This is a genomic window from Marinobacter excellens LAMA 842 (assembly GCF_001574445.1).
Taxonomy (GTDB): Bacteria; Pseudomonadota; Gammaproteobacteria; order Pseudomonadales; family Oleiphilaceae; genus Marinobacter; species Marinobacter shengliensis.
Window position 1 is genome coordinate 40,500 of the sequence record NZ_LOCO01000028.1, and the last position, 12,385, is coordinate 52,884.

Consider the following 12,385-nt stretch of genomic DNA (forward strand, 5'->3'; position numbering starts at 1 on the left):
TACTGATATTGTCCGTGCCGGTCCGTGTGTGTCCGTGGCAAAAAAGGCATTAAAACTATGAAGCTATATGGCATTAGAAACTGCGACACGGTGAAAAAAGCCCGAAAGTGGCTGGACGACAACGGCATCGCCTACGAATTCCACGACTTCAAGAAAGACGGCCTGACCAGCGAGAAGCTGAGCCAGTGGGCGCAGGCCATAGGCTGGGAAACCCTGATCAACAAGCGGGGCACGACCTGGCGAAAACTTCCCGACGAGCTTCGTGATACCATTAGCGCCCAAAGCGCCCACCAGATCATGCTGGAGAATACCTCCATCATCAAACGCCCGGTGGTTGAGCGGGGCGACGAAGTGACCGTGGGCTTTAACGCAGACCAATGGTCTGCGTGGACTGATTAATTATTTCAGCCACGGACACTCACAGACGCACACGGACAAGTGATTAAGAATTCTTTTTTGTCCGTGCAGGTCAGTGAGTGTCGGTGGCAAACATTCTTTCAATTATTGAGCACAGGAGCAGATCAGATGAGTTTTGCATTCGGCATTGGCATCGGCACCCAGAATAACCAGGGCGAATGGCTGGAGGTGTATTACCAGCAGCCGATCATGACCCCAGGCAAAGACCTGATCGACGTGGTTGAAACCGCGCTGGACTACAAAGGCGGTAACCAGGCCATTGATGTTAAAGCCGAGCAACTGACCAGGTTTGCCAACGCCCTGCGCCAGCTGGGCCAAACCGACCAGGCGAAACTTGCGGAAAAAGCGGCCGAGAGCAAGCGCCCTGTGGTTGTTACCGTGCTGGCTACCGACGATACCGCCTCCAGCACCCCGGAAGTGTATCTGAAGCTGCACCTGATCTCCCACCGGCTGGCCAAGCCCCACAGTGTAAAGCTGGACGGCATTTTCGGCCTGCTGCCGAACCTGGCCTGGACCAACGAAGGCGCCGTCGACCTGAACGAACTGCCAGAGCGCCAGCTGCAGGCCCGTATTGAGGGCCGCACCCTGGAAGTGAAATCGGTCGACAAGTTCCCGCAGATGACCGACTACGTGGTACCCAAAGGTGTGCGTATTGCCGATACCGCCCGTGTTCGTCTGGGCGCCTATGTGGGCGAAGGCACCACCGTGATGCACGAGGGCTTTATCAACTTCAACGCCGGCACCGAAGGCACCAGCATGATCGAAGGCCGCATTTCTGCCGGCGTGATGATCGGCAAGGGCTCTGACCTGGGCGGTGGCTGCTCCACCATGGGTACCCTGTCTGGTGGCGGCAACATCATCATCTCCGTGGGCGAAAACTGCCTGCTCGGCGCCAACGCCGGCATCGGCATCCCCTTGGGCGATCGCTGCACCGTTGAAGCTGGCCTGTACATCACCTCTGGCACCAAGGTGAACCTGCTGGATGACAACAACGAGCAGGTAGAAGTCATCAAGGCCCGCGACCTGGCCGGCAAGAACGACCTGCTGTTCCGTCGCAACAGCCTGACCGGCGCGGTCGAGTGCAAAACCAATAAGTCTGCCATTGAACTGAACGAAGAGCTGCACGCTAACAACTAAAAGCGTGATTTAGCCACGGACGACACGGACAATCACGGACAAAACCCTCCTTGATGTCCGTGAACGTCCGTGTTGTCCGTGGCAAATTTTCTTTTTTTACACAGGTTTCCCGCATGTCATTATCACCCACTTTAGAACTCGCCATGGACCTCATTCGCCGCCGCTCGGTTACGCCGGATGACGCCGGCTGTCAGGAGCTAATGATGTCCCGCCTGGCGCCGTTGGGCTTTGCAGGCGAGAACCTGCGGTTTGGTGACACGGATAACCTGTGGGCCCGCAAGGGCTCAGACGGCCCGGTACTGGCGTTTGCCGGCCATACCGATGTGGTGCCAACCGGCCCGGAGAAAAACTGGGCCCACCCGCCGTTTGATCCCGTGATCAAAGATGGCTATCTGTATGGCCGGGGCGCGGCAGACATGAAGGGCAGTCTGGCGGCCTTCATTACCGCCTGCGAACGGTTTGTGGCGAACAACCCTGAGCACCGCGGCTCCATTGCCCTCTTGATCACCAGCGATGAAGAAGGCCCCGCCCAGGACGGCACGGTGAAAGTGGTAGAAACCCTGGAAGCCCGTAACGAAAAGATGGACTGGTGCCTGATTGGCGAGCCCTCCAGCACCCATCAAGTGGGTGATGTCATCAAGAACGGCCGCCGGGGCTCCCTGCACGGCTACCTGACGGTGCACGGTGTACAAGGCCACGTGGCCTACCCTCATCTGGCAGAGAACCCCGTGCACACCGTAGCACCGGCGCTGGATGCACTGGCCAGGGAATTCTGGGACAACGGCAACGACTTCTTCCCGCCGACCACGTTCCAGATTACCCGGATTGAATCCGGCGTGGGCAGCAACATCATTCCCGGCGAGTGCCTGGTGCACTTCAACTTCCGCTACTGCACCGAAAATACGGCAGAAAGCCTGGAAGAGCGGGTAGTGGCCATTCTGGACCGGCACCAGCTCAAGTACGACCTGCAGTGGCACCTGAGCGGCCGCCCCTTCCTGACCGACAAGGGCGCCCTGGTTGCCGCCAGCCAGAACGCCATCCGCTCCGTCACCGGCCGCGAGACCGAGCTGTCCACCTCCGGCGGCACCTCTGATGGCCGCTTCATCGCACCGACTGGAGCACAGGTAGTAGAACTCGGCCCCATCAACGCCACCATCCACAAAGTGGACGAATGCGTAAAGGCCGAAGACCTGGATACCCTCTCCGAAATCTACGAACAGATACTGGAAGAACTGCTAGGCTAACTCTGAGGGGTCTGACCCCGGATTCTCGGACCTTCTCCAAATTCAATAATGCGGAGGCGGAGTCTCATCCTCCTCCGCCTTGATATTCGAAGGCGAAATATCCTTCAACTGCTTATGCAGCACCTTCTTGGCATCCCACAGCTCCCGAATATCCATCTCCTGCTTCGCCACCTGCTCACTCAGGGTATTGATCACATCGTCCTGGAACGCAAGTCGCATTTCCAGCTCTGCAAGCCTGTCTTCCAGTGTCTTTTTGCTCATGAGATTTGGTCAGCCCTTTCGGTAATCTGGTATGATGCCGCCTTTTACCGCCAACATTGAACATTGGCGGCGTTCATTGGCCGGGCATGCCATGTTACCCGATGTCTGGCTTTTTATCGTTAGTGTTAACCCATGGAGAATATTCAGCCAATGCGTAATCCAGCCAAAGCGATCCGTCTTTCCCTTATGATCGCCATTCCGGCACCCCTGGTACTGTTTCTGCTGCTGTCTGTCACACCGCAATTCCTGGCCGCGCTGAGCGCTGGCAACCTCGCCGAGGCACTGGGCAGTGTTGGAGGCCTTGCAGCGTACCTGATTGCCTTTGTTATTTTTGCCATCACCGGTTTTCTGGCCATCGCGCTTGCCACCAAGCAGCCCTCCGCAGCGCCGGCTTCCAGAAGCCAGAGCCGCCCGGCACGCAACAGTCGCCAGAACAACGTTTATGATGACGAAGAAGACGATTTTGACGACACCACACCGGAAGGTGATGAAGAAGGCACCGTCAAGTGGTTCAACGTCAAGAAAGGCTTTGGCTTCATCGTCCGCGACAGCGGCGACGAGATCTTCGTACACTTCCGCGCCATTCGCGGTCGTGGTCGCCGAGTCTTGCGTCAGGGCCAACTGGTTCGGTTCAACGTTGTGGAAGCCGACAAAGGCCTGCAAGCAGACAACGTGTCTATCCTGAGCGAGTAATTTCAAAGCACGGGATACGAAAAAGGCAGCCTCCAATGGCTGCCTTTTTACCTTCTAGCGATCGGTTCAGTTCCAAACCACCCGTTGTTCACCCCGGTGGTCCAGGCGCCACCACTTCTCATCTTCCACCGGATCGCCCTCTTTCCAGTCACCGGTGCTGCACCGTATCTCCCCTTCCATGGCCCGCCAGGCACTTCGGGCGCAGTCCAGGTCGCTGTTCCAGGGCAAATCGTCGCCCTCCATCAGCACAGAGGTAAACCTCTTTCCAAAGGCGCCGGGATACAGGGTAATCCGCAAACGGGTACCATTGAACAACGCGCTTCCCTTCACCACCGACGTGACATCCGAATCGTCCAGTTGAACGTCATCAAGCTGGTTCTCCAGCCAACCGGATACGGCCGCCGGTTCCAGATCACGAATATAAATTTCCAGGTCCTGCACCCAAGGTATCTCCCTGCTGTTGTTCACAATTCAGCACATAGTGAACCGGCCCGGGCCTGGCTGCAACCCATCGTTCCAGTTCCTGGCGAAGATCCTCCACCAATAACCGGCGCAGGGTGCCGGAGCGCTTACGTTCGTGCCAAACCACCTCAGCGGCGGCTTGTTCAAGATCCAGTTGTTGTATCTGCAGCTCTACCCGCTCAGCACACTCCCCCCGGGCGAGGGCCACCAGGGACTGGCGCCGAAGGGTGTCGTGTTCTGCCGCCAGAGCCACCGCCTCCAGCGGTCCCCGGCTGGCAAACAGGTCAAGCCTGGCGGCTGCCCGGTGCAACCATTCGAGCATACCGCCGGGCGTTGCTATACTCCGTGTTTGGCGGGACGCCGCATACTCCATCGCTGCCGGCGACAATTGCAGGTTCCAACGCTTTTCGATGGCTGGCTGGTGTGCTGTCAAGATCGCTCTTCTCTGCGCCTCGCTAACACCCGGCATCGCCATGGTTTCCAACTCCCGGCCCAGAATGGCGGCCAACCGGCGGTTGTCTGTTCGTCCTTTACCCCTGTCGTCTGATGCCAGCATCAGGATTGGCCCCTGCCATCCTGTCACCAGTTCCCGAACAGCACCATCCGGCATGCCCATCAGTTCCAGTAGGTCGAGCGGTGCCACATTGTCCAGAATCATCGCTGGCCACTGTGCGACTCCGCCCCCGCCTGATGGGACCACCGGCTGATCGGACGCCATCACCTCTGCCTGGCGGCGCAAGTCCATCTGCACCCACGAGAATCCCGGCGTCGCCAGCAACATCCTCAGCCAGGCGGTTTTTCCGCTACCACGGGGGCCTGCTACCCAGATCAACCCATTCCGGTTTGCGGATAAAGCCACCACAACGTCCTCAGCCAGCTGCAACCAGGCTGGATCAGTCACCGTAACGGGGCTGAAAGGTTGGTCAGGTGAAGCCGGAGGCGTGCAGGCCTCACCCTCTGCACTCGGCCAGTGGCTGACCAGTTCCAGCACCGCCACATAGGCTTTGTCTTGCAGGCGCTCGGCAAGGTGAACCAGCCCATGCAACAGTACAGGCCAGTCCAGCCAGGGCTGATCGGTCGCTTCACGGGTGCTGGAAATCCAATAGATAAGCTGGGAAGACAGGTCCCCATCGCCACGTACTTCTGCAACAATGGGTTGTTCACCCTGGATGGTGCGAATCAGTTCGTCCAGGTCCACACCCTGCCGTTTCAGAAACGAAACTGCCTCCGGAACGGCATCGAGCAATGCCAACAGGTAGTCTTCAACCGTAATCACCGAACCACCGCGGCTGGCGACATTGTTGCGGGCCTGCAAAAGCGCAGTCTGACACTGGGGCGCAAGGCACCCTTGCCAATCATCCATCGGCATTCTCCTTCCTTGGGTTTGGGGCAGCATCATCCTGATGCATGGTTTGAACAGCAAGGGATTTTAGGGGGAAGAGCGGCCAACAGCAACGGTTAGCCGCCGGTTTTGCTGAGTCGGCCGCACTATGTTCAGGTTGGAGCTTGGGCCGATGCCTTGCAACCCAATCACAGGGCCAGGCGCATCCCGACCCTGTGGCCCTGATTACTCAGCCTGATTCGGTGACAGGGTGACCGCAAACGCCGGTGAAGCCCACCCCGGAACAGGCTGATCGTTGCTGCTCAGCGGCGCGCCGCCATGCACCACCGTCTCGGTATCACCATAATGCATCCAGGTCACTGTTGGTACCTGGCCAACCGGTGGTTTGCTGTAATCGCATACCCCGTTCGGGAAGATCTCCGCAACCTTCTGGGCAAAGTTCTCAGAGTTGAAAATACCCTGGAGCAGATTGGCTGAATAATCCGCAGGGTCAACTGGCTTGAGCTGACACTTGTTATTCAGGGTGCGAATGTCATCTCCGGCCACGGTTCTTGGGGTACCAAACCGGGTTTGCACCAGCAGTGCCTGGGTTTCAACAATCGGGTCTGTGATCGGCGCCAGCAGATCGGTCACCAGCGATGGCAAGCCAAGGGCGCCAAGATCCAGGCCGCACACCTGCCCGGTGGCCACGTCCAAGATCTCACCCATCTCTGCCGGCAATCGGTTGGTTGGCAAGTATTCCAGGCCGGGCAGAACCGGGTCCGGGTACAACAGGCCACCGGTAAGCGGCAGAATCACACCCCATTCGGCGGTAGCGCCCGACAACGACAGGCAGCGATCACGGGCGAAGCCGGGCCGGTTGCGAATCACTTTCTCCGGCAGGCTATCCTGGCGCTCATCCGCCTCGATGCCCGCCAGCCACTGGTCCATGGTCAACAGGGCCTCGGTGGTAAACACGGTATCCCCGGCGATCGGGAAGGCGCCATACCAGATCACATGGTTGAGCGAATGTCCCTGAACCTCCTCAATGCGGGCACGGGTTTGCCAGGAGTGGAAGGCATCGTGGGCAAAGCCGGGATCTGGGCCTCGCAAGTCAATCATCGGCACACCGGCAAGATTCTCTGCAGTGTTGATGGCGCCGGTGCGATAAGCATTGGTGATGGCCTGGATATCGCCCAGGGTACGCTCTGGCTGATATTTGATGTCCACGTTGAAGCCACCAATCTCCCGATTCAGATCCAGGAACTGGGAACCGGTAATCAACCCTTCCTGCAATGCTCTGAGGCCGTACTGAACCCCTTCGTTATCCAGCGGAATGCCGGCAAAACCCCGGCCCAAAAGCTGTTCATTTTCAGACCACACCTCCGGTGGCCGCTCGCCAAACTGGTTGACCATGTAATCGATCAACCCGCAGCGCAGGCCGCCCGGTCGTTCCTCAGGATGATAAACCTCAACGCCCTCCTTCAGGCGCCGGCAATCTTCCTGGTCTGGGTAGGCCGCCGGGAAGAAGGCCAGGTCTGAAACCACTGGATTAACGGGCAGGTGCCCATAAATAAAGGGCCACTGGGTTGGCAGCAAACCGTTCGTTAGCAGATCCGTCATGAAGGAGAAGAACCCTTCCGGACCCTCCGGCATCTGCAGCCCAAGGTAGTTGCTGATCAGGTTGTAGTCGGCAAACTGGGTAGCGGTGGTCCAGACATCCGGATAGGAACACTGAACAATCAACCCCTGATAGATACCGGGGTAGGCATTGGCAATGTGTTGCTGGGCAATCGCCCCACCCGAGCAGCCAGTGCCAATGGTGTAACGGACCGGGCCATAGTTCTCGATAATGTGTTCCTTGGCCATCATCAAAGACTCGGCAGCGGTCACCAGATTCACGTTGTGGCCAAGATTGGCCTGGGCGGTGGACAGGGTTACAAAACCCCGGGCCAGCGCCACGGAAATACTGTCTCCCAGCAACAGCTCGTTACCGCTAGTCAGGCCGGAAATGTCACCGTTGGGCGGACTGCCCATACCGTAACTCACCCCCACGTTACCGCCGTGATGAACCAGTACTTTCCCGTTCCACTGCTCCTGGGGATTCAGGGCGGTCCAGTCGTTTCCGGGCTGGAACAATGACATTACCTGGTAACGGTCCCGGTTCATGACACCGGTTTCCACACGAACGATGAACGGCATTTCAACGCCTTCGTCGGTGGTCACGGTGGCAATGTCGTCATCGGTGGGAGGGTTTTCCGGGTCGTAAGGCAAAAAAGCATCCGGCAGGCCGGGGTCTTGCGGATCAAACTCGGTGAACAATCGGGTAAAGCGTTCCGCAGGAACATATTTGAGGCGGTATTCCGCAGGCTGGTTGCATTGCTCATCCACCGCAGCGGCGTTGGTGCAGGTCCAGGGTTGAACCTGGGGGCCCGAAAATACCGGCCCACCTTTCGGATGGTTAGTGATGGTCTTCACCAGCCGGCTACTGCGATTATCCAGCAGCACTTCCAGCGTGTTATCACCCAACGCCAGGCCGGTAACCAGACCGCGCAGCTGCCCCTGCTCCATCAAGGTAAACTGCCCGGTAATATCCTGGCCATTCAGCAACACGCGGGCAGCCTCCGGGTTGGCAGCCTCGATGTCGATCAGGGCATCGCCACCGCTGATCAAATCGGCGCGATTGGACAGAACCCGCACCTCGCCCTCACCTATTGGCAGACCTTTGTTGCCATCAGACTGACCGGGCGGCGTAGTGCCCGGAACCGTCGGCCCCGGGCCCTGGGCATTGGTATTATCGGAAGCGTTCTCTGAACCGGAACCCCCGCACCCCACCAAACCCAGCATAACGGTTGCAACCAGAGCGTTTCTGGAGAACATAACGACCACCTCATTTGTTGTTGTTTTAGTAACAGAGCGTTACATAGCGCAACAAATGATAAGCGAGTGTTATGTTTCAGAGCCTTGGTCAAATCGCCCGGGGTCTGCGTCAAAAATGTGAACCAAGTCTCACTTTAGCCTGACCAATAGACTCCATGACCTCACCAGGTACCGGTGTTTTCCATACTGGCCCAGGGCTCCTGCGCCGGCAGCGCATCGCCCTTCTGCAGCAGTTCAATCGAGATATTATCCGGTGTTCGAATAAAGGCCATATGGCCATCCCGAGGCGGGCGATTGATGGTAACGCCGTTGGCCTGGAGCCTTTCGCACAGCGCATAAATGTTCTCCACCCGGAATGCCAGGTGCCCGAAATTCCGGCCGCCAGTGTACTCCTCAGGGTCCCAGTTATAGGTAAGTTCAATCATCGGCGACCTGTCTTCACGGGCACGGGCTTCGTCTTCCGGGGCCGCCAGGAACACCAGCGTAAAACGGCCTTTCTCACTGTCTTTACGAGAAATCTCCACCATACCCAGCAGGTCGCAGAAGAAATGGAGTGTGTCGTCCAGATTGCTGACCCGAATCATCGTGTGCAGGTATTGCATATAGGGCTCCTGTGGTTTCGTGGCTCTCAAACACGCCCAGTTTACGTTATTCTCAGGCCATGACGACAAACGCAGAAACCGAAACCCTGCTCAACCTGCAGATACCGGCCATCCGGCATCTCGCCTGGCTGTGCACGGCACCGCAACTCCTGGCCGCCCCCGTGAGCTTTGAGCCACTGCAGTGGCTGCCCGATGATTACCGCGACAAACTCAAACACTGGGACAAGCACCCGGACACCATGCCAGCAAGACTCGCGGCCACTACCGAGCGCCGCCTTGGCCATTACTTTGAGCGTTTGTACGAAGTGCTCCTGGTCGACCTTCTAGGTTGGGAACTGCTGCTAAAAAACCAGCAGATCAAGGCCGGCAACCGAACCATCGGCGAGCTGGATTTTCTGGTGCGGAATCCACACACCCGGTGCCTGGAACACCATGAAATTGCCATCAAATACTACCTGGGCGTCAACGAAGGCCCCGACATTACCAAGTGGTACGGGCCAAACGCCAAGGACCGCCTGGACCTGAAAGTAGACCGAATGCTCAGCCACCAGAGCCCTATGGCACAGCGGGAGGAAGCGCAGGCTCTGTTAGCAGATCTGGGGATTTCAGAGCCTATTATTCCGCGAGTGTTTCTGCCGGGTTATCTGTTCTATCCGGATGACGGAGTGGCACTTCCGGACTACGTACCGGCGGGCCATAGGCAGGGGCGATGGTGCTACGCCCGTGATTTGGAGAACACCGCTCTGATGGGCTGGGTGCCGTTGAAAAAGCCACATTGGATTGGGCCTTGGAGGCAGGATGATCGGCCCGATAGTGAGGTGGCGCGGGAGGCCGTGGCATTTGTGGAGGCCCAGGGCGTGCCGGTGTTGTTTGCGCGGGTGGAGTGGCAGCCAGGGATTGGGTGTTGGGTTGAGAGGGAGCGGTGGTTTGTGGTGCCGGGGGAGTGGCCTGCTTGACGCCCAAGAGTAAAGTATGACGGAACTACATCCTGATAAAAACCTCAGCCCACTCCGGCAAGACGTCCTGATGCAGCACCCACTTTGCCCCACGATGCTCGGCCACTCGCAAAAACGGCTTCTCGGCACTGGAGTTGTCAACAAGATAAAGTTCGTCTACCAAGCCAATGCTTGCCTTCACATTCTGCATGGTACGAGGGATGCGATCTTCGATCTTCTTCTCAGGAACTCCATGCCCTCCCGCCTTTACCCGAGAGGACACCCGAGCCTTGTTCAGCGCCACAAAATCGAGATGGAAGTAAACCATTCGGATTCGAAAGCCCGCCGCTTTGGCAGCACCCAGAAAGTCCAGCTTCGATGGATGAGAAAACACTGTTTCAAAGCAAAAGCTGCTGCCCTCCTCCAGAAAACGAAATCTTTCCTTTTCGGCAATTAAAGCCGCCGCATAGCTGTGTTTCTCTGGCTCATCCGGCCAGAGGCTCCTGGCAATGTTATCTGCGTTGATGAACGGAAAATTTCGGCGAGCCAGAAATTTTTCATAAAAAGTCGACTTGCCGGCCCCATTGCCGCCGACCAATATCCAAAGTTCAGGCTGCGTTGTCTCGATCATTCAGCGCCTCAAAAACTCCATTTCTGAAAACACCGGTTTGCCGGGTACCATCAGGATGGATAGCCTGCAGATAGCCCGGTTTGTTTGGTGAACGCTGATAGACAACACGATTATTAGCAATAATCTTAGCTAGCTCACCGGAATCACGGGCAGCATCCACCTCAGCCCATAATTCATCACCGGATACCGGCTCCGGAACTAACGGCTCCACCTTTACCCGACGATTGCCCTGCGCAATGGACATCAGATCCTCAGCCGAGACTTCGCCAGCGACAATCCTGCCAATCTCCGCCCAGTATTCGATCTGTTTGGGCGTAGAACGACGTTGAACCTGAGCCTCTGCAGCCGCCTCCCGGATCAGTTTGTCATCGATTCGAATTGCAGTTGCCATGGTGCCCTCCTGAAATGATTGCCGCGAACCATGCGTACAGATTACTACAGGAGTTGCATTTTGCAACAGGGCGAGCCTGATCATAACTCGGAGAATACAGCTTCGACTACTCGAAGATGTGCTTCCCGTTTTCATCCTTCCTTACGTCCATAAAGCCCATGTGAGGAAAAAGTCGAACTTTGATCGTGTACGAAAGAGCGCCGCCGGCAACGGCCAACAGAACACCCACGATCGAGACAACAGGGAAATAGTTGAAGAAATAGACATAGCCGGCAGCTACAGTAATACAGAGCAGAATGAACGAGGCATATCCGGTGAAAGACTTTCTGAACAGGCCGACAAAATAGAAAATCGTCAAAACGAACGTTGCGACGATGCCTTGCCAGCCAAACTCCTCATCCATCGGGACCACATTGGAATGGATCACCCAGATCCCGAAGCACGCTTGGAGCAGGCAGAGCGCCATGAGGACTCGGTTCCGCAGGGCAGTTTGTCTTGAGGATGAGCCAGGCTCGAACGTTGCAATCTTGTTAGCCAGGCGCATTTGATTGCCCGACTGCTTTTTGAGCTGTTCGAAGATTTCATTTCGACTCAAGCCCTGCTCCATGAGATCTTTAATTTGGCGATCCATAATTTACCTTCCTTGTAACATCAAATTGGCCAAGCGCCGGCAGGCCGCTGTTTACGGTAGTCTTCCATCGATATTTTGCCCAGTTGCGGGGTCAGCTTGCAGACTCTGCTTCCCCACGGGAACTGACTCTGCCGCTGATGGACTTCTGTCCAACCTTCGCCATTCTTCCAGGATTCTAGTTCGAGGTCCCGCCAGTATCGGGGGTTGCGATCAATTTTCTTGTCGTGTTCAGCGGTTATTGGGTCCAGATGGCGGAAGGGTTCCAAACGCGGAACGTCGGGTAACGGCTGACTCACATCCATATAACGCTGCAACATGTCCCAGATGGCGAGGACTTCATTTTTGTTCGCTTCAATAGTACTAAAGGCGGTGTTGTTGAAGGTTTTCTGAGTATAGCGATGGACCAGAATTAATCTGTAAAACACACCGCTTTGCTGAATAACCCTGTCCACGTATGCGTCGAACTCCACAAACGGGGCCTCAAAATACGAGCCGCGCCCCAAAGCGATCCGAACCTGCCCGGTGACTCGGTTGAATTCACTGCACCCGTCTTCCATGGACTCGTCAAACTTTTTACTAAGCGTTTTTTCGAAAGGTCTTAGAACAAAGCCAAGACCAGTGCTCATGATCCAGTTGATGCTCGGAGGAATAATCCAGAATGATAAGATTAGCCACCCTGACACTATGAAGTGGACCCCGAAATTTGGACAGGTGCCTAAGCTCTGATTCATCATCTCCACAAGGAGGAGAATCATGAGCAAGAAACGCAAGCAATACAGC

The 12,385-nt window shown here is 56.7% G+C and carries 14 protein-coding genes; 5 read left to right on the forward strand and 9 right to left on the reverse strand.

Going from position 1 to position 12,385, the window contains the following annotated elements:
• Positions 1-57 precede the first annotated feature (57 nt).
• From J122_RS17660 to dapE, 3 genes are all read left to right on the forward strand, one after another.
• Complete coding sequence (locus J122_RS17660) at positions 58-399, forward strand: ArsC family reductase (protein WP_061333442.1); 342 nt, start codon at positions 58-60, stop codon at positions 397-399.
• Positions 400-525: 126 nt separating this feature from the next.
• Entirely contained in the window at positions 526-1,554 is a 1,029-nt protein-coding gene (dapD, locus tag J122_RS17665) for a 2,3,4,5-tetrahydropyridine-2,6-dicarboxylate N-succinyltransferase (RefSeq protein WP_061333443.1), read from the forward strand.
• A 113-nt stretch (positions 1,555-1,667) separates the two neighbouring features.
• Positions 1,668-2,798, forward strand: a complete 1,131-nt coding sequence (dapE, locus tag J122_RS17670) for a succinyl-diaminopimelate desuccinylase (protein WP_061333444.1) — start codon at positions 1,668-1,670, stop codon at positions 2,796-2,798.
• 42 nt (positions 2,799-2,840) lie between these two features.
• Here dapE and J122_RS17675 read toward each other — a convergent pair whose 3' ends face one another.
• The gene (locus J122_RS17675; protein WP_058090267.1) at positions 2,841-3,059 is read right to left on the reverse strand and encodes a SlyX family protein; all 219 of its coding nucleotides are present in this window, start codon (positions 3,057-3,059) and stop codon (positions 2,841-2,843) included.
• Positions 3,060-3,209: 150 nt separating this feature from the next.
• Here J122_RS17675 and J122_RS27010 point away from each other — a divergent pair, with 150 nt between their 5' ends.
• Positions 3,210-3,752, forward strand: a complete 543-nt coding sequence (locus J122_RS27010) for a cold-shock protein (protein WP_058090268.1) — start codon at positions 3,210-3,212, stop codon at positions 3,750-3,752.
• A gap of 66 nt (positions 3,753-3,818) precedes the next feature.
• Here J122_RS27010 and J122_RS17685 read toward each other — a convergent pair whose 3' ends face one another.
• From J122_RS17685 to J122_RS17700, 4 genes are all read right to left on the reverse strand, one after another.
• Positions 3,819-4,193, reverse strand: coding sequence for a hypothetical protein (locus tag J122_RS17685; RefSeq protein ID WP_061333445.1), 375 nt, complete (start codon positions 4,191-4,193; stop codon positions 3,819-3,821).
• Positions 4,165-5,577: a hypothetical protein gene (locus J122_RS17690; protein ID WP_061333446.1), complete on the reverse strand. Its 1,413-nt coding sequence runs from the start codon at positions 5,575-5,577 to the stop codon at positions 4,165-4,167. Before J122_RS17690 ends, J122_RS17685 begins: the two co-directional genes overlap by 29 nt.
• Positions 5,578-5,781: 204 nt before the next feature.
• A complete protein-coding gene (locus J122_RS17695; protein ID WP_061333447.1) occupies positions 5,782-8,415 on the reverse strand; it encodes a DUF6351 family protein in 2,634 nt (877 codons plus the stop codon).
• A gap of 161 nt (positions 8,416-8,576) precedes the next feature.
• Complete coding sequence (locus J122_RS17700; protein WP_061333448.1) at positions 8,577-9,017, reverse strand: VOC family protein; 441 nt, start codon at positions 9,015-9,017, stop codon at positions 8,577-8,579.
• A gap of 59 nt (positions 9,018-9,076) precedes the next feature.
• On the opposite strand from J122_RS17700, the gene J122_RS17705 reads away from it, so the two are divergent.
• On the forward strand, positions 9,077-9,973 hold the full coding sequence (locus J122_RS17705) for a DUF1853 family protein (RefSeq protein ID WP_061333449.1): 897 nt from the start codon (positions 9,077-9,079) through the stop codon (positions 9,971-9,973).
• A gap of 25 nt (positions 9,974-9,998) precedes the next feature.
• Here J122_RS17705 and J122_RS17710 read toward each other — a convergent pair whose 3' ends face one another.
• The 4 genes from J122_RS17710 to J122_RS17725 all read right to left on the reverse strand — a co-directional run.
• A complete protein-coding gene (locus tag J122_RS17710) occupies positions 9,999-10,583 on the reverse strand; it encodes an AAA family ATPase (RefSeq protein WP_061333450.1) in 585 nt (194 codons plus the stop codon).
• On the reverse strand, positions 10,561-10,974 hold the full coding sequence (locus tag J122_RS17715) for a TA system antitoxin ParD family protein (protein ID WP_061333451.1): 414 nt from the start codon (positions 10,972-10,974) through the stop codon (positions 10,561-10,563). Before J122_RS17715 ends, J122_RS17710 begins: the two co-directional genes overlap by 23 nt.
• 106 nt (positions 10,975-11,080) lie before the next feature.
• Entirely contained in the window at positions 11,081-11,605 is a 525-nt protein-coding gene (locus tag J122_RS17720; RefSeq protein ID WP_061333452.1) for a hypothetical protein, read from the reverse strand.
• Between the two features lie 20 nt (positions 11,606-11,625).
• Positions 11,626-12,385, reverse strand: a 760-nt coding sequence (locus tag J122_RS17725) for a hypothetical protein (protein WP_227510268.1), incomplete at its 5' end; no start/stop codon positions are given.

Bases quoted from the DNA above. Each gene is read 5' to 3' on its own strand.
- J122_RS27010 (WP_058090268.1), top strand. From the start codon at position 3,210: ATGCGTAATCCAGCCAAAGCGATCCGTCTTTCCCTTATGATCGCCATT.
- dapE (WP_061333444.1), top strand. From the start codon at position 1,668: ATGTCATTATCACCCACTTTAGAACTCGCCATGGACCTCATTCGCCGC.
- J122_RS17715 (WP_061333451.1), bottom strand. From the start codon at position 10,974: ATGGCAACTGCAATTCGAATCGATGACAAACTGATCCGGGAGGCGGCT.
- J122_RS17675 (WP_058090267.1), bottom strand. From the start codon at position 3,059: ATGAGCAAAAAGACACTGGAAGACAGGCTTGCAGAGCTGGAAATGCGA.
- J122_RS17690 (WP_061333446.1), bottom strand. From the start codon at position 5,577: ATGGATGATTGGCAAGGGTGCCTTGCGCCCCAGTGTCAGACTGCGCTT.
- J122_RS17720 (WP_061333452.1), bottom strand. From the start codon at position 11,605: ATGGATCGCCAAATTAAAGATCTCATGGAGCAGGGCTTGAGTCGAAAT.
- J122_RS17695 (WP_061333447.1), bottom strand. From the start codon at position 8,415: ATGTTCTCCAGAAACGCTCTGGTTGCAACCGTTATGCTGGGTTTGGTG.
- J122_RS17705 (WP_061333449.1), top strand. From the start codon at position 9,077: ATGACGACAAACGCAGAAACCGAAACCCTGCTCAACCTGCAGATACCG.
- dapD (WP_061333443.1), top strand. From the start codon at position 526: ATGAGTTTTGCATTCGGCATTGGCATCGGCACCCAGAATAACCAGGGC.
- J122_RS17710 (WP_061333450.1), bottom strand. From the start codon at position 10,583: ATGATCGAGACAACGCAGCCTGAACTTTGGATATTGGTCGGCGGCAAT.
- J122_RS17660 (WP_061333442.1), top strand. From the start codon at position 58: ATGAAGCTATATGGCATTAGAAACTGCGACACGGTGAAAAAAGCCCGA.
- J122_RS17700 (WP_061333448.1), bottom strand. From the start codon at position 9,017: ATGCAATACCTGCACACGATGATTCGGGTCAGCAATCTGGACGACACA.